Genomic DNA, 24,315 nt, shown 5'->3' on the forward strand with positions numbered 1-24,315 from the left:
CTCGACGGTGTCTGTCCTAGACGAACCGAGTGTGTCCGGTCGCCGTCACCCGACGTTTTCGGGTGTCACACGTGTGTACCACCACGCCCAGAGCATGAGGACAACCTGAAACGGGAGGCGCGCCCAGAGCGCGACCCGAGCGATACCGTCAGCCCAGTCCGGAACCGCTTCGGGAATCATGCCGCTCCTCGCCATGTGGACGTTCGCCGGGAAAACGGCGAGTAACAGCGCGATGAGACCCCACGCGGACGGGCGGCGCGTTCGGCGAATTACCACGCCGATTCCGAGAACGACCTCCGCGATTCCTGAGAGATAGACGAGGAGGACCGGACGCGGGAACTGCGGCGGAACGATTCGAGCGTAAACCTTCGGTGCGACGAAATGCATCACGCCCGCGAGGACGTAGAGAAAACCCATCACGTAGAGGAGTGGTCGTTTGAGTCGGGCAAAGGTACCGTCGGTATTGTTGCTCATGCCATTAATAAGAAACGAGGAATAAAAACAGTGTTCCATCCGTTTGACATCCTCCCGCGCCTAAAGACTCCGGAATCCCCGCGCTTGAGCGCAGGGGAGGAGGTCTATCAGTTCGACACCGATATCCTTGATCAAAAGGTCCGCGTATCCGTGTTTGATTAGTATGTGATACGCAGCCTCTCTGATCCGCTGTTCGGTTTCTCGATGGCTGCTCATCGTATTATCGTTATCTTGGATGTAGGACTTGAACACGACTCCAATATTGCTCATCGTGGGGTCGAAATAAAAGAACTTCCTTCTCACCCGAAAGTCGAGAGAAATAGCGACACTATCTCAGTTCGAGCGGTGAGCGGTACCGGCAGACCAGGTCAGTTCGCGACGAATAGAGACGACACGAAAAACGGTGAGATACAAGGTAGGCCGAGATGCGAGGACAACACAGAGACTCAGCATGCGTCATGATGACTAGCCAGAATGATTTAGTCTCTCGGTACGGTATTTTTTCTTGAAACGACGGGGGTATCGCCACTAGCAGAATTCGTCGTTATTGTGCCGTTATCTCGGTCGAGTGAACGAACGACGCGGATTGATCGTAAACATGGAACTTGGGATAATTGGACTCGGTTCGATCGGAGGGAACTTGGCGAAACAAGCGACCGAAAAGGACATCGATGTCGTCGGCTGTGATACGACCGACCGTCCCGAACTGACGGACAAGGGCGTAACGGTGCTCGACAGCGGTGATTACGAGGGGTTGGCCGAGCGACTCGATCCGCCGCGGACCATCTACCTGTCGCTTCCCGCGGGGGACCTCATCGACGAGCAACTGGACAGCCTCACGGACCACTTGGACGAAGGGGACGTGGTCATGGACGGCGGGAACTCCTTCTGGCGGGATTCGATGCGCCGCGAGGAACGAGTGTGGGAGGACGGTATCTACTACCTCGATACCGGCACCAGCGGCGGCCCGCCCGGCGCACGTCACGGCGCGTGTTTCATGGTTGGCGGCAGGGAGGAGGGCTTCGAAATCGCCGAACCGATACTCGACGAACTCTCCGTCGAGGGCGGACTCCTGCACGTCGGCCCGCCGGGAAGCGGACACTTCGTGAAGCTCGTTCACAACGGCGTCGAGTTCGGAATGCTCCAGTCCATCGCCGAGGGCGTCGAACTGCTCGAAGCGGGGGATTTCGACGTCGATTTGGAGGACGTCTTCACGAACTGGTCCAACGGGTCGGTCATCCAGAGTTGGCTGGTCGAACTGATGCGCGACCAACTCGGAGAGGACAACTACGAGGACGTGCCGAACTACGTCGAGGACACGGGCGAGGTCAACTGGTTGGTTCAGGAGGCGTTCAAAGGAGAAACGCCGATTCCCGTCATCAGCCAGTCGGTCATCGAGTTGTTCAAATCGCGGGGGAATCAGCAGCACGCCTACAAGGCCATCGCGGCCATGCGGCACGGCTTCGGGACGCACCCGTTCGGGGAGTCGGAAGACATCCTCGACGAGCGCGTCACCGGGCGCGTGGACAACGTCTCACGCGACCATCTTGCGGAGGACAGAGAGGAGATGGACACGGTCCGGCCGAAAGACCGCTTCGAGGACGAGTGAGAATCCATGGCGAAACAGTTCAGCTACCACCAGCAAGGACAGGACATCAGCGTGTGGGCGGAGACGGAAGACGAAACCGTCGAGGAAGCCAAGGACGAACTCGCGGAGCGCGATTTGGACCTCGGTGAGGACGAAATCCGCGAGAACATCCGCGTCATTCCGTCGCCGCGGCGAATCAAGAGTTCGGCCGAGGACGTTCTGATGGACATGCGCCGTCGCGGCGGGATGCAGGCCGCGGAAGTCGTCGAAGACGGGATGGACGTCGGACTCGGAACGGGAAGTACGACGGCGTGGGCAATCGCCAAAATCGGCTGGAAGATAGACGAGGGGACGTTACAGAACGTCCGTGGAGTCGCAACGTCGCTTCAGTCACACGAACTCGCGAAGGAGGCCGGAATCCCGCTTATCGACGTGGACGAAGTGACGGAACTGGACGTCGCCATCGACGGTGCAGACCAGTGGGACCCCGAGAACCCGCACGTCGTCAAGGGGGGCGGTGCATCCCACGCCCGCGAGAAACTCATCGACTCGATGGCCGAGAAACTGGTCATCGCAACGGACGAAAACAAGACGTCGACGCCGTTGTCGTATCCCGTCCCGCTCTCGATACTGCCCGAATCGCGGACCGTGGTGAAGGAGTGGATTCGGGACCAAGACGGCGACCCGTCGCTTCGCTACGCGGAGAAGAAGGACGGGCCGCTGTTCACCGCGAACGGGAATCTCGTCGTCGACTGCGATTTCGGCGACATCGAAGACCCGGAAGCGCGCGCAGAACGACTGGCACGGATTCCCGGCGCACAGGAACACGGGTTGTTCGTGAACATGGTCGACGAGGTCGTCTACGGAACCGACGACGACGTGGGTACGACGCGATTCTGACCCACTCCACCCTGAATCGCCGCTTCGCGATGGACTCGAACGACCAGACACGACCTGTGCGTCGTTCTGCGACCCATATACGACCGGGCGAGTGACACAACGTGTCGGTAGTGGTGTGCTGTCCGTTCGGTCGTCCGAATATATTTGTCAGCGTTCCGTTATCGGGACATATAGTCAACAAAATGTTATTTTTGCGATCGCCCGTCTATTCACTACCGGAAAGGTCTGTATCCGGTCATCGGAGCGACAACGGCCGTTTTCAGCTGGTATTCGATAGAAAAGGCTGCGTTCCGAACGAGTATTTTGACGGGGACGGACGGATCGTAATCGGGGTTTATGGGGCCATTCGAACCTTTTCTACGAGCTTTCGTCCGCAACAACGACGGGAATGTCGAATCGACAACGATAATATATACTAGAATTACTGTACGATGAGAGGAGTTGCTTTTCAGGCTCGTGAGTCATTCGTGACGCTCAGGCGAATCCGATCCGCGATTTCGTCCCGCGACACCCTGCGACCGTTCTCCCTCCATACCCGGGTGAGAACGAGGTCCAGCAGATTCAATCGTTCCAACAGTCGTCGAGCCTCATCGCGTTCGATGTTCAGTTCCTGTTTCACCTCGTGGACCGTTATCGAAGACTCGACCGCGTCTGCCAACTGGTCGATCGTCACCTCGTTCGGGAGTCCGATGCCGTCGGCGATCAGCTGTTGACTTTTGATACCGTCCACGGGATCATCGGGTTCGGAATCCGTCTCGTCCGATCGCCTTTTCGGTTCCCGACCGGTGGGGGTCGTTTCGGAACCCTCCTTCGGGTTCCGGGCGGCGTCTCCCTCCAACGCCAGCGAAGTGTCGCTACCGTCCCGTTCTGGCGACTCGACGTTTTCGGTGGAACTCGATACGGTGTCGTAGGAGGTCGGTTCGTGTACGGCCGCCTCGGTCATGTAGCGACGGACGGTCTCCGCCGAGACGTCCATCTCGATCACCTCGGCCATTTCCGCGAAAGTCTCACACGTGTCGTAGATACGCTGTAGATACTCGGCGTCCTCGTACGGCGGTAAATCGTCGTTTCGTGCCGTGCTGATCGGGTCCGCGTGCTCCGATTCGTCGATAACCACGGACGGCCGTCCATCGCTCGGATTCGTTCCGTGCTCGGACATTGCAGACGTGTCGTTAGCGCTCTCGTCGAGTTGGCGTGTCGTCTCGTCCTTCTCGGCCCGAGTTCGTTTCGCCGTGTCGTCGGAGGAGAGAGTGAGGAGGGTCGTCACCAGAATCGTTCCGTCTTCGATGCGTGCATTTTCCCGCTTTTCGACGAGGATTCGATCGTCGTCGATCCGGTTCACTGTGGGAAGTACAGAAGGCGGTAGGTCGACCTGTAACCCACCGTCCTCCCGAATCGTCACACCGCTCGGTGAGGAATCATCGTCCGATTCGTCCGTCGAGGGTGCACACATCGGAACGGCGATATCGACGGAGGCGCGTAACTCCCTGTTCGATTCCGGGTCGTCGGGGCGAATCGCTTCGACGCGCCGTATCTCCGCACGCCCCGATTCGTACTGTTCGAGCACACCGGTGAACCACCCGAACGTGTTACTCATTGCCATGGCCCTGTCTGTTTTCTACCATCCTCTATGAGGGGAAATAGGTATATCATAAACTATCCACATATTTATATACCCCACCCAGAAGCGTCCGTATGACATCGATGAACACGTTTTCGATGGAGAGCGATGGACGGACACTCGTGCCAGATGACCATACTTGTAAGTATATTTTCTATCGTCAATCACTCACCGGGATGTAACCGAGGACGAGCGAGTCAAGGGACGGTTCCTGCGAAACCAGTATCGGTCATAGGACGGAGAGTATAGAATTACGGTAAGCGGATTAAATTTTGGTATGTCCTACGTATCTATATATGTAAACATTATTGTGTACCTGGGGGTATATACTCGAAGTGGACGACATGACCGGACGAATCGACGCTGGAGGACTACTATATCGGAACGTCGCGATACGGTGGATAGAGAACAAATATTACGGATATGCCAATCGTTGTTAAATCCCATATCAAACACGAACGGCTCTCACTCGTCCCCACGTTACGGAATCTCGAGGAAATCAAAATCAGGGTTATCCCGCAGGGGAACACCAACCCGGGCGCGACCGTTTTCCCGTTTCTCATCGAATACGACGACCGGAAAGAACTTGAAGAGATGCTGGACGACGACCCGACGGTCAACGAGTACGAACTCATAGACTGGACGGACAGGACCGGCATCTACTACATTGAGCACACGCCCACGACGAAACTCATCAGCACTGTAGTGACGGACGTGAACGGATTCCTCGTCGACACGGAGACGAAGGGAACCGGTTGGCAAGTCGAGTTACTCCTCCCCAGTAGAAAAGCTCTCGCCAGCGTCTGGACCTTTGCAAACGAGAACGACATCAGCCTCGACATCATCGAGATTTACAACAACAACGACGCTGGGACCGAGATGTCCTACGGACTGACCGATGAACAGAAGGTTGCGCTACAGACCGCATACGACCGGGGGTATTTCAAGGAACCGCGCGATATTTCGCTCAGCGATGTCGCCGGCGAACTGGGAGTGTCGTCGACGGCGATGAGTGGGAGATTGCGTCGTGGGATGCGGAACCTCATCGCCGCGACGATTTCGGACGGCGAGAGCGACGAGTGACTGTTGACCTCGGAACGAGACCGTGATTCGCCTCGTTCGGACTTCCCCCAATATCAGCAAACCAATAATTACGACAAGATATCACTCATAAATCACAAATATGCAGGTCGAATTACTACTCCGAGGCGGGGTCGAAAATCGTAGAACGCGACAGCGCTACGGCGGACTCAGTCGGTTCCTTCGGCATCTGCACCCCCTTTGATATCGGTCACGGTCTCGTCGCTCCTCGTAATCTCGACGTCGTCGTCCAAGTCCATGTCTTGAACGCGCTCGGCGAACTGCTCGGATTCCAGGATTTCGTACTCGTTCTGGAGTCCGAGGTAGACCGTGTAGCACATCAGGATGAGGATGAGCGCGAACGGGAAACCGGTCGCGATAGCCGCAGTCTGCAGGGCGTTGAGACCGCCACCCCACAGCAAGAGCGCCGCGACACCACCTTCGGTGACCGCCCAAAAGATGCGCTGGGCTCTGGGTACGTCGTGTTTCCCGCCGGAGGTCAAGTGGTCAACAACCAACGACCCCGAGTCGGACGACGTGACGAAGAACGTGACGACGAGTAAGGTGGCCAACCCACCGGAGATGGCACCCAACGGGAACTGTTCCAGGAGGGCGAACATTGCGACAGTCTGTCCGGCATTGTTGTAGATGGAGAGGGCTTGTCCGTTCCCTATCAGGGAGTTGAACATCGCGCTTCCGCCGAACGCCGACAGCCAGAGGGTCGAGAACAGCGACGGCAGGAACAGCACGCCAATAACGAACTCACGCACGGTTCGGCCCTTCGAGATGCGCGCGATGAACATTCCGACGAACGGCGACCACGCGATCCACCACGCCCAATAGAACACCGTCCATCCCGAAACGGTCTCGCCGCCCGCACCCTGCGTGCCGGTGAAAAACGACAGCGAGAGGAGATTACCGAAGTACGTTCCCAGGCCCTGCACCCACGTGCCGAAGATGTAGGTGGTGGGGCCCGCGATGAGCAAGAACCCCAACAGTCCGAACATCAGGTAGAGGTTTATCGTGCTCAAGCGCTTGATGCCGCTATCGAGACCGGCGGCGACCGAAGCCGTCGCGATGGCGGTGACGATGGCGATGAGCACGATTTGCGGAACTGTCCCTGTCGGAATGCTTACGAGGCCGAGCATGTCGCCGCCGACGTAGGAGAGTCCGGTGTTGATCTGTTTGACCCCTAGTCCGAGCGACGTCGAAAGGCCGAACAACGTCGCGAACACCGTCACTAAGTCGATCAGGTGTCCCGGCCATCCGTAGATTCGCTCGCCGAGCAGGGGCCAGAAGATCGACCGGAACGTCAACGGGAGCCCCCGGTTGAACGAGAAGAAGGCGAGTCCGAGGCCGACCAGTCCGTAGATGGCCCACGGGTGGAATCCCCAATGGAAGAACGTCTGTGCCATCGCGGCCGACGCCGCCTCACCGGTTTTGGGGTCGAAGCCGAAAAAACCGGGCACGTTCCCGAAGTAATACAACGGTTCCGAGACGCTATAGAACATGAGACCGATCCCCATGCCGGCGCTGAACAGCATTGCCATCCACGAGAAGTCGCTGAACTCCTTTTCGGCTTCGACGCCACCGATCCGGATCTTCCCGTACTTACCGAGCGCGAAGTAGAGGATCGTTATCATGAAGATGTTTACCGAGAGGAGGAAGAACCAACCGAAATTCCCCTCGAAGAAGCTACGGACAGCAGAATAGTAATTGGCCGCCTGATCACCGAGAATGATGGTCGCGGCGACGAACACTACGATTATCGCCAGCGCGACCGGAAACACCACCGGATGGATGTCGAATCCCCACCCTTGGATGTTCGTGTCACCGGGCTCGCGGTCGGATTCCGGGTGGAAGAGATCCACCTGAAGCCCGGTTGACATCTCGTCCGTGTTTTGTTCATCTTCCGCCATGCGGTACCACCGTTATACGTAACCGGTTTTGTCCACTGTGAATCATGAATCTTATCCTAGGTCATAGGTCGGTTCACTCGTTCGGTCTTTCGTGTCGTTCCAACGTGGTTTTCGTCCACTATATCTCGCCCTAGTAGTCGTCTAACGAAGGGTGTTAATAACCTCGCTATCGACCCGTGCTTTCTGTTGGGATGCAGTGTGTTATACTGCCTCACCCATTAGTCTGAACGGAAAATAATAAAACTTCGGCAAAATTTTCGACACCGTTCGTCGACCACGTGGTTCGCACGGGCGGAAATCGAGCGACGCGAACAGTATCGAGGATGTCGATAGGGCGACCGCTCGGTCCGAGACGGGTGTATTCGTCGCTCGCAGGTAGTGTAACCGCGATGAGACGTTGTGTTTCCCGTCCCGTGCCGTGGCCGACGGGACCGACTCACCCTACAGAAGTCAAACACAGACGATGATTCATTTGGATATCCGGAATCGTCCCAATGTATCAATTGTATATACAAGTGTGGAATAAAATGTAAGTGTCGAGGAATCATCGAAAACAGTACGTCAACGTTTTATTACCCTATCGAGATACTGATGATACAATGAACATACCGGCGACGGCAGCGGCCGCCCTGAGTGTACTCCTGTTCGGTATCGCGCTAGTGGCGATGACGAACGGGAGTCTTCGGGTGGCCGGGGTGAGCTTTTTAAGCGCGAGTATCGTGATTTACCTCAGAGAAACGATACTTACGAAGTCGTAACGAGGTCGAATTCGATTGTGACCCATCGAACGCACATAGCAACCGAGACGAAACCAACGTTACCGGGTTGTCACAGTTCATCGGCATTCATTCGTCTCGTGATTACGGGCACCGTGGCGCTGCGAACCACTTTGTCAGTTGTTCCTCCCAAGAGGTTGCCGAGTTTCCCGCGGTAGGCGGACCCCATCACGATGGCGTCGATCTCTCCCTCGTCAGCGTATTCCACTATCTGGTCGCTCACGGACCCGCTCCGAATTTCGGTCGAACATTCGACGCCGTGTTGCGCGGCGACGGCGCTGATTTCGGCCATAATCTTCTCTCCGTACTCCCCGTACTCCCGTCGAAGTCGTTCTTCGTCGTCGCGGAGCGCGGGCGCACGAGGCACTCCCGGAAGGTCGATGACGTAGAGTGCGTGGACGGACGACCCGAGCGCGGCCGCGAGTTCGATTCCGTGTTTGGCACCGTTCTTCGCTTCGTCGCTCCCATCGTAGGGAATCAGTATGGTATCATACATGACCGGTCGCACGGTCGTTGCTCCGTAACCAGTTACCAAATATGTTTCCCCGCGTGCTCGACGGGGCGGATGAACGCGGGTCGAACGACACGCGGACGACGGAGACGAACTATATCGTCTTCGTTATGTTTTCGACGGAGTAGTCGGCCGCTTCGAGGGCGTCGATTATCGATGTCGCGTGCCCCGCGCCGCTGGCCTCGACCCGAAACACGAGATATGCTTCGCCGATCTCCAAATCGTCGACGGACCGGTCGTGGCGGACGTCTCGGATGTTCGCACCCTTGTCCGCGATGATTCCGGAGATGGCTTCCATCTTCCCGGGTCGGTCGTCGATACGAACGCGGAGTCGGAGGAGCTGCTGGCGTTCCGTCAGCGCGTGAACCAACACCGTCTGTAGTCTCGTCATATCGAGATTCCCGCCACAGAGTAACGGCATCACCGTCTCGTCGGTAACGTCGAGTTCGTCGCTGAGGATCGCAGCCACCGCCGCGGCGCCTGCACCCTCGACGACCTGTTTTGCCCGCTCCAACAGGAGGAGAATCGCGCGGGCGATTTCGGTGTCCGTAACTGTCACCACTTCGTCGACGTTTCGCTGGATGATATCCAAGGTCGTTCGGGAGATTCCCCCGGTCGCGATGCCGTCGGCGATGGTGTTCACCTCGTCGAGCGTCACCGGCATCCCCTTGTCCAGACTTTCGTGGACCGTCTCGGCACCGGTTGCCTGGACACCGACCACGCGAGTCTCCGGGGAGAGATGCTTGATGGCCGTCGAAATCCCGCTGATGAGTCCACCGCCACCGATCGGAACCACGACGGTGTCGGCGTGGGGACGGTCGTGGTACATCTCGATTCCAAGCGTCCCTTGACCGGCGATGATATCGGTATCGTCGTAGGCATGGACGAACTCGGCGTCGGTTTCCTCGACCATCGACTTCGCGTGCGTCATGGTCTCTTGAAAGTCCTCGCCGACGAGTTCGACGGTCGCGCCGTACTCACGTGTCGCGTCGACCTTCGTCTGCGGAGCGTTCTCGGGCATGTAGATGGTCGAGTCAGCCCCGCACTTGGTGGCGGCGAGCGCGACCCCCTGGGCGTGGTTTCCGGCGCTCGCGGCGACGAATTCGTCCACACCACGGTCGACGTCCTGGCGTATCTTGTTGTACGCGCCCCTGGTTTTGAACGACCCAGTCCACTGGAGGTGTTCCATCTTGAGGTACACCTCCCCGCCGACGAACTCGTCCAACGACGAGCTCCGTTCGATGGGAGTCTCCTTGACCACGGAGTCGTCGTCGAGGCGTTCACGGGCACGTTCGATGTCCGCGTACTGTACAGGAAGTTCGTCGGATTCGGTCGATGTCATTGGTTGTAGTGGGTTTGGGGGGTTCCCCCTGTTGGTTATCGTGCGATACAACTTTCGGCTTATCGGAGTATTTTCTCCCGACCGGAATCGAACAGCGGTTCGTCGCGAACCGTCGCGTCGTACAGTTCACCCTCGCACCGTATCTGGACCGACGTCCCGGCCTTGGCGTCCCCGCTCGGAAGGTACGAGTAGGCGATGGATTCGCCGATGGAGTACCCGTAGTCGCCCGCCTGTACGTAGCCGATACGCTCGCCGTTCTTGAGGACCGGTCGGCCGCTCGCCACGATGTCCGTCGAGTCGTCCAGCGTGATGGGGGTGATGCTGGTGTCGATACCCTGTTCCCTCGCCGCTTTCAACGCTTCCTTCCCGACGAAGTCGGTGTCCATGTCGACTGCGAACGGGAGGCCGGCCTCGAACGGGTTCGCGTCGGTGTCGATATCGGTCCCCCAGAGCCGAAATCCCTTCTCCAAGCGCATCGACTCCAAAGCGCCGCCGCCCATCGGCCGCACGTCGAGGTCCTGCCCCGCCTCCCATAGCGTCTCCCACAACCGCTGTCCGTACTCGCTCGGGGTCCACAGTTCCCAACCGAGTTCGCCGACGTAAGAAACGCGGAGCGCGATGACGGGCACCTCACCGACGTAAATCTGCTTCGAGCCGAAATAGGGAAAGTCGCCGCTGGTGACGTCCGCATCGGTACATCGTTGGAGCAGGAGCCGTGATTTCGGACCCCACAGCCCGATGGTGGATTTCGCACCCTCCTCGATGGTGACCGAGACGGTCTCCGGGGAGCGGTCTTTCAGCCAGTTGCCGTGGATGTTCGGCGAGTTCCCGCCGCCGGTCGTGACCATGTACCGGTTCTCGTCGAGGCGGACGACGGTGACGTCCGCGAGGATACCACCGCCCTCGTTCAAGAGGAGCGAGTAGCGGACTCGATTTACGTCGATGTCCACGTCGTTGCTACAGACCCGCTGGAGGAATTCACCGCTGCCCTCGCCCTCGACCATGATCGAACTGAACGTGGTCATGTCGAACATCGACACGTTCTCCCGCGTGTGGAGATGTTCGGCACCCTCTATCTTCGAGCGGTTTATCGACTGCCAGCCGTCCTGCTCGGGGATTCGTTCCTCGTACCGCTCCACCAGGTCCGCGTTGTATTCGTACCACTGCGGCGTTTCCCAGCCGCCGGACTGGTAGAATTCCGCGCCGAGTTCCTCCTGCTGGTGGTGAAACGGACTGGTGCGGAGTCCCCGGTGGTCGTCCGGTTGCCACCGCGGTTCGACGATGCTGTAGACCTGTTCGTACTGCGTCGCTCCGCGGTCCACGAAATAGTCCTTCTCGCCGACGTGGGGTGCGAACCGTTGGACGTGAATGCCGCCGGTGTCGACCGGTCCCGACGGAAGCCGCGGAACGCCGTTTTCCATCCACTCGGCGAGGATGTGACCGTATCCGGCGGAATGTGTCCACCAGATGGCGAGAGCGGTCCAGAGTCCGTCGACTTGAGCCGTCTCGCCGACGGCGGGCATCCCGTCGGGCGTGAAGACGAAGATTCCGTTTTCCGTGACGTCGTACTCCTTGCCCTCGACTGCCGGAAGGAGCTCCTCAAACGCTTGCTTTGCGGATTTGTCGCGGTTGGGATGGGTTGGTCGCTCCCAGTGCGTCTCGGAAAAGCCCCTGACCGACGCCTGTCGGTCCTCGCTGTTCTTCCCCATTGCCTCGGGGTCGACGGACAGCGCTTCGTGGTTGTACGACCCCATGCCGATGGCGTCGCCGTGGGTCCGGAAATAGAGGGAGTGGTCCTGATCCCTGCCGACCGGGCGATGGGGTCGCTCGCTCATGTACTCCTGAATGTCGCGGTTACCCGGCACCGTCAGGTCGGCGGTGTTGTCGCCGACGGAGGTTCCGGCCTCGACCAGTTCGTCCATCGGTTCGGTGACGACGTACTGGTGTTCGACGGGGGCGATCGGAAGGTCGATTCCCGCCAATCGTCCGGTCTGATACCCCCAGTTGTTCGTCGCGACGACACAGCGGTCGCATTCGATTTGACCTTGATCGGTGACAACCGCGCGTATCTCGCCACCGCTCACGTCTAAGTCCGTCACCTCGGTGTTTCCGAAGAAGTTCGCCGGCGTGTTCTCGATATACCATTGGAGGGCCGCGATGCCGTCGACACGTCCGTCGGTCGGCGAGTAGTAGCCGCCGAGGATTTCGTCCTCGTTCACCAGCGGGAGGCGTTCGGTCACTTCCTCGGGCGAGAGCAACTGCGGGTCCGGCAACCCGTAGGACGTCGCCCACTCGACGCGGCGACGGAGGAAATCCATGCGCTCTTCGCTTCGGGCCAACTCGATTCCACCCACTTCGTCGTACACCCCCATGTCGGAGAAGAGGCGACTCGTGTAGTGAGCCGCCTTCGTCTGAATCTTCGACGGCGAGGTCTGAAACATGATGCCGGGTGCGTGGACCGACGACCCGCCGGTAACCGGTAACGGGCCTTGGTCGACGACGACGACGTCGTCGGCCCCGAGGTCCGTCAAGTGATACGCGACGCTACACCCGACGGCCCCGGCCCCGATGACGACGGTGCTCGCTCGTGACGGGAGATTCATCGTACTCATATCTCACGTTGGAATGTATCTGTCACAATCATAAATACACCGGTGAGTCGGGGAGGGTCCGTGAATTCCGGCGTCTCACGGCCGTTACTCCGACCTGATAGACAGGTTGGAAAATAGACAAACCAAGCCGAGGGATGGAACACGACGTAATCCGAACCACATCGTGACAGATAGGAGATGCGATTCGATTTCCTGCTCCACCGCCGGGAGCGGCAGTCAGGAGACGAGCGGTTCCTCGCGGACGGTCGCGGCGTACCGGTCGCCCTCGTAGAGAATCTCCACTTCCGTACCGGGTTCGGCGTACTCGGGCGGCAGATACGTGTAGACAACACAGGCACCGGTGGAGTACCCGTACTCGGCGCTGTGAACGTAGCCGATTGGCGTCTCGCCGTCGAGAACCGGTCGGTTGGTTAGTATCGCCGCGTCCTCGTCGTCCAAGGTCAGGCAGGCGACTTCGTGGTCGATGTTGTCGCCTTCGGCCGCCGCCTTGACTGCCGTCTTACCGATGAAGTCGGTGTCCAGGTCGACCGCCCAACCGAGACCCGCCTCGTACGGGTTGTGCTCGGTGTGCAGGTCCCTCCCCCACAGCCGGAACCCCTTTTCGATGCGCAGGGCGTTCAGCGCGCCGTTTCCGTACGGTCGGATGTCGTACTCCTCGCCGGCCTCCAGAACGTGATTCCAGAGCGTCTCGCCGTATTCGGAGGGCGTGTACAGTTCCCATCCGAGTTCGCCGGCGTAGGAGACCCGGAGAGCGGTTACGGGGACGTTCTTCACGAAGAACTGCTGGCTCGTGAAGAACGGGAACGCGTCGTCCGAGAGGTCGGTGGTGGCCACCTTCGAGAGTACCTTGCGGGCGTTCGGCCCGGTGCAGACCATCGCGGCGAGACTGGACGTGACGTCGTTGACGACGACGCTCTCGGGTGCCTGCTCGCGAACCCACGCAACGTGATTGTTACCGACTTCACGGCCGGTCGTGAGCAGGAGGTATCGATCCTCGTCTGTCCGCGTGACCGTAATGTCCGCGCGCACCCCGCCGCCCTCGTTGCACATCAGAGTGTACTTGACGTCGCCGACGTCGATGTCCATGTCGTTCGTACAGAGGCGTTGAACGAACGCTCCGGCGTCGCTTCCGATGACCTCCATCTTGTTGAACGAGGTCATGTCGTGGAGACCGACCTCGTTGCGGACGTGCAGCGCCTCCGCACCCTCGATGGGCGACCAGTACTTCGCTTCCCATCCCTCTCGGTCTGGGATTTGATCGCCGTATCGGGCCAACAGGTCGGCGTTCGATTCGAACCACTGCGGTTCTTCCCATCCCGCTTCGGCCCACAGTTCGGCGTCGTACTCCCGGTGGGTGTGGTACATCGGCGTCCGGCGGATGTCCCGCTGTTTGTCGGTCCACACCCACTTGGGATGCATGATGTTGTAGACGATGCGGTACTCCTCGCCCCCGATGTCGTGGGTGTAATCCCAACTCCCTTCGTGGGCGTCGAACCGGTTGACGTCGGCATGCGCGAGGTCGATGGGGCCGTCGGGCAGGCGCGGAACGCCGTTCTCCATCCACTCGGCAATGGCCTTGCCGGCACCGCCCGCGTGGGTAACCCAGATCGCCGCAGCGGTCCAGAGTCCGTCGTACTCCTGGACGGGACCCATCACGGGCAAGCCGTTCGGTGATTCGGCGAACATCCCGTTGTACTTGAACTCGAGGTCCTTGCCCGCCGTGGCGGGAAGGAACTCGTCGCTCGCCTGTCGGGGGGCCTTGTCCGGTCGGTCCGGGTGGGTCGCGTTGTTCATGTGGTAGTCGGTGAACTCGTGGACCGATCCCTGTTCACCGTCCGGGTCGTTACCGCCCAGTTCCTTGGGGTCCGGGACGATGGGCTCGTGGTTGTACGAGCCGATGCCGTAGGCGTCGCCGTGCGTCCGATAGTACATCGCGTTGTCCTGGTCCCGGAGGATGGGCCGGTCCGGACCGATGAGGAGTCGCTTTGCCTTCTCGCCGGAGACGTTCCGGTAGTTCTCGAACAACGGATGGTCAGTGATGTCGACGGCAGCGTCCCCCATCTCGTCGAGCGATTCGGTTATCGTGTACTGGTGCTCGACGGGAGCGACCGGCAGGTGGACGCCGAGTTTCTCGCCGAGTTGTCGAGCCCAGATGTTCGTCGCGATGACGACCTCGTCACACTCGATAGTCCCGTTCTCCGTTACGACTGCTTGCACCGAGTCGTTCTCCACTTCGACGTCCTCCGTGCGGGTGTGCGGGACGAAATCGGCACCGCGTTCCATCGCCTCCCGAGCGAGCGCATCGCAGGCGATGACGCCCGACACCTGGCCGTCGGTCGGCGAGTAGTAGCCGCCGAGAATCGCGTCCTCGTTCACCGGCGGGAGGCGTTCGGTCACCTCCTCGGGCGAGAGCAACTGCGGGTCCTCGATGCCCCAGGATTTCGCCCATTCGACGCGGCGTTCGAGATAATCCATCCGTTCTTCGCTTCGAGCCGTTTCGATGCCGCCGACCTCGTTGTAGGCCTGCTGGCCGTCCTGGCCCTCCAGCGAGGAGTAGAGCTTCCGACTGTAGTTCCCGAACTTGGTGAGGATTTTCGATTCGGTGGTCTGGAACATGATGCCGGGAGCGTGAGACGAGGCCCCGCCGGTCGTCGGCATCGGTCCTTGGTCGACGACGACCACGTCGTCCCTGCCCAGTTTCGTCAACTGGTACGCGATGTTGCAACCGACGATACCAGCACCCACGATGACGGTGTTGGCTCGGGTCGGCACGTCGTCAGTAGTGTCCATAAATTCGGTTCGAAAATGGCCGTGGTGGACAAATATAGCTATCGCCCGCGTTCGTTTCACGAAGGGAATTGACAATGTTGTTACCGTTCGAGTTTGCCGGGGTCGAAGGGTGTCGGGACGAGACACGCCTACGTAGTCATTCCCGCGGCCGTGTCGGAAGTCGGCTGGAAAGCCCACTCTCGTGTATCCTCGCCAACCCCAAACAATCACACATGTGATGTTTTATGGAGCGTAGTTCGCCACTCGTTCGACGCGCCGTCCGTCGTGAGCAACTCGATGACGGGTCGCTGCTCGCGTTTCGAATGTCCCCGGAAGAGGACATCAACGTTCGGCTTACTACTGGAGACGCCGCTACCGCTCGGCGAATTGATATCCGACGTTTCCTCTCTTACTTAAATACGTTAGCAAGTCCACCCACAGACAGAAGTGTCCGAATCACCATGTGTGGATAAGAAATGTCCTTGAGACTGCGTGACAGTGCCGAACCGGACGGCGTCGAGAACCTCCTCACCGGCGCGCGGTTCGAGCTGATGCCGTTCGAGAGCTTCGACGAGGAGATATCGTACCTTCCCGACGACGCGACCATCGCCATCACCACGTCACCGCAACTGGGAATCGAGCGGACGATCGAACGAGCCGAACAAGTAGCTGAACGCGGTTACGACGTCGTCCCCCACGTGGCGGCTCGGTACGTCACCGACCGGGACCACCTCGAAGACATCGCGCGACGGCTCACCGACGCCGGCGTCACGGACATCTTCGTTCCGGGCGGCGACCGTGAAGAGCCGGCAGGGGAGTTCGAGTCGTCCTACGACCTTCTCTCCGCGCTCGATGACACGGAGTACTCCTTCGACGAGGTCGGAATCACCGGCTATCCGGAGGGTCACGCCTTTCTCGGCGAAAAGGAGCTGAACGATTCGATGGCGAAGAAGGAACCGTACGCGACGTACATCGTCACCCAGCTCTGCTACGACCCCGAAGCGGTCATCGAATGGATCGAAGAAATCCGCGCCCGGGGCGTCGAACTCCCCGTCGAAATCGGGATTCCGGGCGTGATGAAGTACCAGAAACTGATCGGCATCTCCCAAAAGGTCGGCGTCGGCGATTCGATAGCCTTCCTCAAGAAAACGACCGGCATCCTCGGATTCGTCCGGCAACTCATCAGCTCACGGGGGAAGTTCAAGCCGGACGAACTCGTCACCGGCCTTGCACCGTACGTGAACGACGAAACCTACGACATCCGCGGCGTTCACATCTACACGTTCAACCAGACGGCCGACGCCGAATCGTGGCGTCTCGAGAGCCTTCCGAACTAACGTCGAACGCGACGGAGTCATTTTATAAGGTGTTACGGGGGCGACAGAATCATCACGGGACGAACAGAATAAAAAGCGAAAATACGGTGTTAGCAGGGCAAGGTATCCGCGTCGATCAGTCGTTGGCTTCCGCTTCCTTCTTCGCGTTCAGCTTGGCCTGTTCGCGGGCACTCGGGTTGACCGATTCTTTGAACGGCACTCTCGCCAAGGTAGCGTACACCGATTCGCCCGGTTCCTCGGCGTACTCGTCGGGGAGGTGCACCTCGAACTCGATGTCGAGGTCCTCGTCGTAGATATCGTCGTTGAGTTGCGCGTCGGTTTCCGCCTGAAGCTTTTCGGCTGGCACGAAGCCGAGTCCGATGTTCGTCTCCAGATCGGGGCTCCACCACGGTGACGTCATGTAACCGCACTCTTCGCCGGTCTCCGGGTCGGAAATCAGCCAGAAGTCCGGCGCGTAATCCCTGATCGGTTCGCCAGCCATCTTCAAACCGACCATTTTGTGGGTGAACGGGTACTCGCCGGCATCTATGCGTTCTTTCTGCTGTTCCAGCGCTTCCTTGCCGATGTAGTCCGTCTCCTTGTCGTCGGGGACCTGATAGCCCAAGTTGACCTGGAACGGGGACGTCTCGTGGTCCATGTCCTGTCCCCACGAGAGGATTCCCGCCGCGATGCGCCGGTGGTGTCCGGGTGCGATTTGCATCCCGCCGTGGTCCTTGACGGATTCGAGGACCGGGTCCCAGACGCGTTCGGCGTTCTCCATCGCGTCCTTCACGTATATCTCGAAGCCCTTTTCGCCGGAGAACCCGGTCTGACTCACCAACACCGGTGCGCCGTTGACTTCTGCCTCCATCAGGCCGTAGTAGGGAATGTCGCTGACTTCCTCGCCGATCACTTCTATCATCACGTCCTCGGACAGGGGGCCCTGAATCTGCATTGGCGCGACGTCGATCTCGTCGATTTCGACGTCGAAATCCATGCCGACGTTGACACCCTGCAACCACTGCATGAGGGTGGAATCGGAGATCGAGAACCAGAACTCGTCCTCCTCGGGACGCAGCAACACCGGGTCGTTCAGGATGCCGCCGTCCTCGTTACAGAGGATGACGTACTTGCCGCGCATCGTTTCGATTTCGGTCGCGTCCCGGGTGATGACGTGATTGGTTAACGCCTCGGCATCCGGTCCCTTCACGCGGATTTGGCGCTCGACGGCGACGTCCCAGAGAGTCACCTTGTTGACGAGTGCGTCGTATTCGGCCATCGCGCCACCATCCTCGGGGTCGACGAGGCCGCGGGGATGGTAGATTCGATTGTACACCGTACACCGCCACGCCTCCTCTTCGTTAAAGGATTTGTCGAAGAAGGGGGACTTTCGAACGCGCGTCGACACCAACATCTCGATTCCGGGGTCACCAGTCTGCCGTAGATTTCTCGGGATCGTGCGATCCGACTGATCGACACTCGGATGATTTGGATGGTCGTTATTCTGTGGCATCGTTGTAGAGTGATTCTACATATAATAATAAAAGACAGTGTTAATAGTACCTGCCATTTATATACCCTCGTATATCCGAGCGCTTCGAATCCCCCAATATCCGGTGGAGAGGTGAGATGTACTGACTACGAATCGTACGTCGCCGACACCGTCCGAAGGGCCGCTGCGTTTTCCTCCACGTCGTGGACCCGGACCACGTCGGCACCGCGCTCGGCGGCCATAGTCGTCACCGCGAGGGTTGGTGGAAGTCGGTCCTCGCTGCGGGAGCCGATGTGTTCGAACATGGATTTTCGAGAGTGGCCGACCATCACGGGACAGCCGAGGGCGCGAAACTCGGGGAGACGGTCGACCAATTCGAACGATTCGGCCGCATTCTTGCCGAATCCACAGCCCGGATCGACGATTATCCGTTCTTGGTCGATACCCGCCCGTTCGGCGAGGAGGATACGTTCGGCGAGGTCGTCCATCACGTCCTCGACCACGTCGTCGTAACTCCTCGTATGGTCGGGGTCAACAGGGGTATCGAGGCTGTGCATCAGGACGAGCGACGCGTCGTGGTCGGCGACGACGAAACGCATCTCCGGATCGGCGAGGCCGGAGACGTCGTTGACGATGTCGGCCCCGGCATCGAGGGCGGCCTCCGCGACGGCCGCCTTCCGGGTGTCGACCGAGACGGGAACGTCGAGCGACGAGAGCGACTCGATGACGGGGACGACCCTGTCGATCTCCTCGTCGACCGAAACCGGAGCAGCGCCCGGCCGCGTACTCTCACCGCCGACGTCCACGATATCAGCGCCGGCGGCGACCAACCGTTCGGCGTGTTCGATGGCGAGGTCGGCCCGTTCGTAGTCGCCGCCGTCGTGGAAACTGTCCGGCGTGACGTTCACGATACCCATCACGGCCGTGCTCTCGCCGCCGAACGGGGCGTCCCGTTTCGGGCCGTCCAGTGCCTCCTCGACCTGTCGTGCGAGATGTCCCAGCCCGAGACCCTCGGTCGCGACGATATCCGTAAATTCCCGAAGCTGTGGGGCCGTCCCGGCGAGCATCGTCGCGACGAGCTTTTCGGGTGCACCCGCCTCGGAACGAACGCATTTGCCGCCGACGGCCTCCATGGAACGCTCGACGCGTGCGGCCTGGTCCAGTCGCAGTTGGGTCGTTAAAGTCCGGTAATCGACGTCGCTGACCGGTGTCTCGGGAAATGCGTCCTCGGAGAACTCGGCGGAGTTCGCCAGCCGTCCGCCGTGTTTGGGGACGACCAACCGCGTCCACCGGTCCCGCGCCTCCGCGACGGCGTACAGCGAACCGGTGACGAGCACGCAGTCCGTTTCGTCCGCTTCGGCGAGCGCCCGCTCTGTCGCTTCCGCGACGGACTCCACCGTGCGAACGGAATCGGCATGCCCATCGAAGACGTCCGCCAGCGCGGCGACGTCCTCGGCACGACCCACGTCGGGGCGAGTAACGAACGCAGCGTCGACCGACGGGAGTTCCGAAACCATTCGTTCGTGGTCCTTGTCCGACATCGCCGCGAAGACGACGTGGAGGTCGTCGTAGTCGTAGCGTTCCAGTAGGTCACTCAACTTCGCGGTCGCGCCCGGATTGTGGGACCCGTCGAGCACGGTCATGGGGTCGGTGGATACGATTTCGAACCGTCCCGGCCACGTCGCCTTGCGAAGTCCGGTCGCTATCGTCGACGGGTCGACCGCGGCGACCTGTCGGGCGATAGTCGCGGCGACGCCGGCGTTCGTCGCTTGGTACCGACCAAGCAGCGAGAGGTTGGTTTCCAACGTCCAATCGGGGCCCGTGATGGAGACATCACTCTCGACGTCGGACCGCATCCCGTTCTCGACCGCGACGACGTCGGCGTCGTCGGGACCCACCGTAATCGCGTCCGTCTCCAATCGAATGGCCTCCAACGCTGCTCCGTCGGTACCCGTCACGAGCGGGGCCGTGGTCGGAGCGACCTGCGCCTTGTCGCGTGCGATTTCGGCCACCGTATCGCCGAGCAGTTCGGTGTGTTCCAAACTCACGCTCGTGACTGCACTTGCGACCGGATCGACCGCGCTGGTCGCATCGTAGCGCCCGCCGATACCGACTTCGAGAACCGCGACGTCGACGTCCTCGATGCCGAAGTGGAGGATGGCGAGCGCCGTGAGGACCTCGAAGTGAGTCGGCTCGTCGTCGTCCGCTCGAAGCCTATCGAGGCAGGGGTCGATACGTTCGACGTACTCAGCGATACGCTCCTTCGACACGTTCCGACCGTTGACTCGGATCTGTTCGCGGAAGTCGTTCAGACTGGGTGAGGTAAACAGTCCCACATCGAGGCCGGCGGTTCGGAGGACGCTTTCGAGCATACGAGCAGTGCTCCCCTTACCGTTGGAGCCGGCGATCTGTACGAAATCGACGTCGTCCTGTGGGTTCCCGAGATGAGTGAGCATTCGCGCCGTCGTCTCCGTTCCGAATTTGGGGCGTCGACGACGGAGGGACGTCAAAAAGTCGGCGGCGTCGTGATACTCCATGCCACATAACCACAGCGGCGACGTGATTAAGGTATCGACGCCGGCACGAACGGGGTCGAGAACGGTGCGAGGCGTCGATAGCCGCCGTCGGGACTGACGTCGAACCTCGTCCTACAACGTTCGTTACGTGTTGAGCGACGGCACGCCGCCCCCACGATTTCAAACACATCCTATCCTCTCGGTTTCAGTAAGGCCAATATTCTTACCTCGATACGGCGAATACTGATGCGAGATGTCATCACCGGACGATAGTCACAGTCCGATCCCCACGGACTACGAAATCGCACAATCGACCGATATGGAGCCGATTTGGGAGTTGGTCGAGCCATGGGGCTTGGGGCTCGACGATCTCCAGTACTTCGGCGAATACACCGCGAAGGTCAAACACCACGCTATCGACCGACTGCGGGAGCAAGCAGAGGACAAAGAAGGAAACCTCGTACTCGTAACGGGGATGACGCCAACCCCGAAAGGCGAAGGGAAGACCGTCACGACGGTCGGCCTTGGTCAGACGCTCAATCACATCGGCGAGGAGGCGATGATCGCCATTCGCGAACCGTCGCTCGGGCCGGTGTTCGGTGTCAAGGGTGGCGCAGCGGGCGGCGGTCGTTCGCAAGTCCTCCCGATGGAGGACATCAACCTTCACTTCACAGGCGACCTGCACGCGCTCACGTCGGCGCACAACCTCATCGCCGCGATGCTCGATGCCAAGATTTCACAGGGCAACGGACTGGAAATCGACGTCAACGACGTCGCGTGGCCCCGCGCACTCGATATGAACGACCGAGTGCTTCGGGAGACGGTGATCGGTCTCGGTGGAAAAACGGGTGGAACGCCGCGAGAGGACGGGTTCCTCCTCACCGCGGCCTCAGAACTGATGGCCGTGCTCTGTCTGGCCAGCGACCTCGCCGACCTCAAGGAGCGTGTCGCCCGCATCGTCATCGCATACAGCGAGGACGGCGACCCGATCACGGTCGACGACATCGACGCGACCGGTGCCGTCACGATGCTCCTTCAGGACGCGATCAAGCCAAACATCGTCCAAACCATCGAGGGAACCCCGGCATTCGTCCACGGCGGGCCGTTCGCGAACATCGCCCACGGAACGAACTCGCTCATCGCAGACAAGGCCGCGTTCGGGATGGGCGACTACCTCGTCACCGAGGCCGGTTTCGGCTCGGACCTCGGCGCGGAGAAGTTCATGGACATCGTCTGCCGACTGGGCGACATGACGCCGAACGCGGTTGTCCTCGTCGCCTCGGTCCGCGCGCTCAAGTATCACGGGTTGGATATGTGGCCAGCCGACTTCGACGAAATCGACGCGGCCGGCGTCGACGCCGTCGAATCGGGATTCGAAAACCTCGACAAACACGTCTCGAACCTCCAGAAATACGGCGTTCCGGTCGTCGTAGCGGTCAACCGGTTCCCCGACGATTCGGACGAGGAGGTTCAGGCGGTCCTCGACCACTGCCGGGACGATCTCGGCGTCAAAGCCGCCGAGTCCACCGTCTTCGAAAACGGGAGCGAGGGCGGTGTCGACCTCGCCGAACGAGTCGTTCAGGAGGTCGAGGAGAACGACGAAGAGGACTTCGCGCCGCTGTACGACGACGAGGACTCCATCAAAGAGAAGATTCACACGGTCGCCACCGAAGTGTACGGCGCGGACGGCGTCAAGTACACCGGTGGTGCAGAGGACGACATCGACCGGATGGAGGACCTCGGCTTCGGTGAGTACCCCGTCTGCCTCTCCAAGACGTTCCACTCGCTGAGCGACGATGCGACCAAGAAGGGCGCTCCAGAAGGGTGGGAACTCGAAGTACGCGAGATCTATCCGTCGGCCGGTGCCGGTTTCCTCGTCGCACTCACGGGTGACGTATTGACGCTGCCGGGACTTCCGAGCGACCCCGCCGCCGCCGACATGGACATCGATGGCGACGGCAACATTTCGGGCCTGTTCTGAGGTCCAGTCCGTAGCCCTCCCCGACAATTTCCCTCCCACTGCCTGATACTCGATGGTTCGTTACCGAAACGTGGTCGCCTTCTGTGCAGTCGCCCTCCTATGGGGGCTAAGTCTGGCCGCCGTAGAGGTGGGTCTTCGCTCCTTCCCGCCGCTGTTACTCTCGGCGTTTCGCTACTACATAGGGGGAGCGATCCTACTGAGCTACGTGGGTCTGGTGACCGAGCGATGGTACCCACGAACGCGCATGGACGTCGTCGCTATCTGTGGTGGCGGCGTGTTTTGGATCGCCATCGGAAACGGTGTCTGGTTCGTCGGACAGGGCCTCACGACCAGTGTGCTCTCCGGGTTGATGATGAGTCTGACCCCCATCGCGACCGTCGCCGTTTCTTGGACCATGCTCCCGGAGGACCGGCTGACGGTCGCTTCGATGGTCGGCCTGTTCGTCAGTTTTTTCGGTGCGATCCTCATGGTTTGGCCGTCCGATTTGGCGACCGTCACCGCCGCGCTGGTCGGAAAAGCACTGCTGTTCGTCGGCGTTCTGGGGTTGGCAATAGGGAGCGTCCTGATTCGGTGGGCATCAGCACCGCTTCCAAGCACAGCGAGAACGGCGTGGTCGGTGTTGGTCGGGGCGGTCGTTATCCACGGATTGAGCGTTCTCGCGGGTGAACAGTGGGCGTCGAACGTGACGACCACCGGAATCGCGTCAGTGCTCTATTTAGGCGTGGGCGCGACTGCTATCGGCTACGTCCTGTTTTTCCGTTTGCTCGACCGATATCCGGCAATCGAAGTCAACCTCGTCACGTACCTCGTTCCCATCGTTGCGACGGTCGCGGGGTGGACGCTGTTCGAGGAACACATTTCGTGGCGGATGCCCGTCGGGTTCCTCGTCATCGCAATCGGATTCTGTCTCATGAAGCGACGGGAACTTCGCGTCGAACTCGAGCGAATCGGGTATCGCGAGTGAACCGGGCGTCGTGGTTCACTCCGTCGTTGCAATCGCCTCGATTTCGACCGCCGCGCCCTTCGGTACCGCACCGACGCCGATGGCGCTCCGTGCTGGCGGGTCGTTCCGGAAGAACTCACTGTAGGCGTCGTTGAACTCGTCGAAGTCGTCGATGTCGTCCAAGTAGACGGTCGTTTTGAGGACGTTTTCGAGCGAGAGTCCCTCCGATTCGAGAATCGCCTCGACGTTTTCGAGACACTGCTGTGTCTGTTCGGCGACCGGTTCGTCGTCGAGCAACTCCCCGTCGGTCGTCAACGGCAACTGCCCAGCCGTGACGAGGACGTTTCCGTTGGTCGTCGCCTGACTGTACGCGCCGACCGCTGCCGGTGCATCGTCGGTACTGATGATTCGCTTCACGGTCGGGGGTTTTCCGTTCGAGCGTCTTAAAATCCGGGCCTCTAATCAGTGATACCAC

The 24,315-nt window shown here is 60.0% G+C and carries 17 protein-coding genes; 7 read left to right on the forward strand and 10 right to left on the reverse strand.

The window, feature by feature from the left end:
• Nucleotides 1–45: 45 nt before the first annotated feature.
• Nucleotides 46–474, reverse strand: coding sequence for a DoxX family protein (locus AC1XDK_RS10930; RefSeq protein WP_483349939.1), 429 nt, complete (start codon nt 472–474; stop codon nt 46–48).
• Nucleotides 475–1,072: 598 nt separating this feature from the next.
• Between AC1XDK_RS10930 and AC1XDK_RS10935 the strand changes: the two genes are divergently transcribed.
• Together AC1XDK_RS10935 and rpiA are read left to right on the forward strand one after the other, a co-directional pair.
• Nucleotides 1,073–2,083 (forward strand): NADP-dependent phosphogluconate dehydrogenase, encoded by a 1,011-nt coding sequence (locus AC1XDK_RS10935; protein WP_483349940.1) that lies wholly within the window; start codon nt 1,073–1,075, stop codon nt 2,081–2,083.
• Between the two features lie 6 nt (nt 2,084–2,089).
• Nucleotides 2,090–2,962 carry a ribose 5-phosphate isomerase A gene (gene rpiA / locus AC1XDK_RS10940; RefSeq protein WP_483349941.1) on the forward strand — a complete coding sequence of 291 codons (873 nt, stop codon included), beginning with the start codon at nt 2,090–2,092 and terminating at the stop codon, nt 2,960–2,962.
• A gap of 448 nt (nt 2,963–3,410) precedes the next feature.
• On the opposite strand, the gene AC1XDK_RS10945 is transcribed toward rpiA, so the two are convergent.
• Entirely contained in the window at nt 3,411–4,559 is a 1,149-nt protein-coding gene (locus AC1XDK_RS10945) for a DUF8073 domain-containing protein (protein WP_483349942.1), read from the reverse strand.
• Nucleotides 4,560–5,006: 447 nt separating this feature from the next.
• Here AC1XDK_RS10945 and AC1XDK_RS10950 point away from each other — a divergent pair, with 447 nt between their 5' ends.
• Nucleotides 5,007–5,666 carry a helix-turn-helix domain-containing protein gene (locus AC1XDK_RS10950; RefSeq protein WP_483349943.1) on the forward strand — a complete coding sequence of 220 codons (660 nt, stop codon included), beginning with the start codon at nt 5,007–5,009 and terminating at the stop codon, nt 5,664–5,666.
• A 167-nt stretch (nt 5,667–5,833) separates the two neighbouring features.
• Here the strand turns inward: AC1XDK_RS10950 and AC1XDK_RS10955 are convergent, their stop codons facing one another.
• The gene (locus tag AC1XDK_RS10955; RefSeq protein WP_483349944.1) at nt 5,834–7,582 is read right to left on the reverse strand and encodes a BCCT family transporter; all 1,749 of its coding nucleotides are present in this window, start codon (nt 7,580–7,582) and stop codon (nt 5,834–5,836) included.
• A 599-nt stretch (nt 7,583–8,181) separates the two neighbouring features.
• On the opposite strand from AC1XDK_RS10955, the gene AC1XDK_RS10960 reads away from it, so the two are divergent.
• Nucleotides 8,182–8,340, forward strand: a complete 159-nt coding sequence (locus AC1XDK_RS10960; protein WP_483349945.1) for a hypothetical protein — start codon at nt 8,182–8,184, stop codon at nt 8,338–8,340.
• Nucleotides 8,341–8,410: 70 nt separating this feature from the next.
• Here AC1XDK_RS10960 and AC1XDK_RS10965 read toward each other — a convergent pair whose 3' ends face one another.
• From AC1XDK_RS10965 to AC1XDK_RS10980, 4 genes are all read right to left on the reverse strand, one after another.
• Nucleotides 8,411–8,854 carry a universal stress protein gene (locus AC1XDK_RS10965; protein ID WP_483349946.1) on the reverse strand — a complete coding sequence of 148 codons (444 nt, stop codon included), beginning with the start codon at nt 8,852–8,854 and terminating at the stop codon, nt 8,411–8,413.
• A 109-nt stretch (nt 8,855–8,963) separates the two neighbouring features.
• On the reverse strand, nt 8,964–10,211 hold the full coding sequence (ilvA, locus tag AC1XDK_RS10970) for a threonine ammonia-lyase (RefSeq protein ID WP_483349947.1): 1,248 nt from the start codon (nt 10,209–10,211) through the stop codon (nt 8,964–8,966).
• A gap of 59 nt (nt 10,212–10,270) precedes the next feature.
• The gene (locus tag AC1XDK_RS10975; RefSeq protein WP_483349948.1) at nt 10,271–12,823 is read right to left on the reverse strand and encodes a GcvT family protein; all 2,553 of its coding nucleotides are present in this window, start codon (nt 12,821–12,823) and stop codon (nt 10,271–10,273) included.
• A gap of 216 nt (nt 12,824–13,039) precedes the next feature.
• On the reverse strand, nt 13,040–15,613 hold the full coding sequence (locus tag AC1XDK_RS10980; RefSeq protein WP_483349949.1) for a GcvT family protein: 2,574 nt from the start codon (nt 15,611–15,613) through the stop codon (nt 13,040–13,042).
• Nucleotides 15,614–16,068: 455 nt separating this feature from the next.
• Here AC1XDK_RS10980 and AC1XDK_RS10985 point away from each other — a divergent pair, with 455 nt between their 5' ends.
• On the forward strand, nt 16,069–16,929 hold the full coding sequence (locus AC1XDK_RS10985; RefSeq protein ID WP_483349950.1) for a methylenetetrahydrofolate reductase: 861 nt from the start codon (nt 16,069–16,071) through the stop codon (nt 16,927–16,929).
• Between the two features lie 115 nt (nt 16,930–17,044).
• Here the strand turns inward: AC1XDK_RS10985 and AC1XDK_RS10990 are convergent, their stop codons facing one another.
• Entirely contained in the window at nt 17,045–18,421 is a 1,377-nt protein-coding gene (locus tag AC1XDK_RS10990; protein WP_483349951.1) for an aminomethyltransferase family protein, read from the reverse strand.
• A gap of 125 nt (nt 18,422–18,546) precedes the next feature.
• Entirely contained in the window at nt 18,547–20,937 is a 2,391-nt protein-coding gene (gene folP / locus AC1XDK_RS10995) for a dihydropteroate synthase (protein ID WP_483349952.1), read from the reverse strand.
• A gap of 232 nt (nt 20,938–21,169) precedes the next feature.
• Between folP and AC1XDK_RS11000 the strand changes: the two genes are divergently transcribed.
• Nucleotides 21,170–22,897 (forward strand): formate--tetrahydrofolate ligase, encoded by a 1,728-nt coding sequence (locus AC1XDK_RS11000; RefSeq protein ID WP_483349953.1) that lies wholly within the window; start codon nt 21,170–21,172, stop codon nt 22,895–22,897.
• Between the two features lie 52 nt (nt 22,898–22,949).
• Nucleotides 22,950–23,861 carry a DMT family transporter gene (locus tag AC1XDK_RS11005; protein WP_483349954.1) on the forward strand — a complete coding sequence of 304 codons (912 nt, stop codon included), beginning with the start codon at nt 22,950–22,952 and terminating at the stop codon, nt 23,859–23,861.
• 15 nt (nt 23,862–23,876) lie between these two features.
• On the opposite strand, the gene AC1XDK_RS11010 is transcribed toward AC1XDK_RS11005, so the two are convergent.
• Entirely contained in the window at nt 23,877–24,257 is a 381-nt protein-coding gene (locus AC1XDK_RS11010; protein WP_483349955.1) for a Rid family detoxifying hydrolase, read from the reverse strand.
• Between the last annotated feature and the right edge of the window lie 58 nt (nt 24,258–24,315).

Source organism: Haladaptatus sp. HS23 (assembly GCF_056892285.1).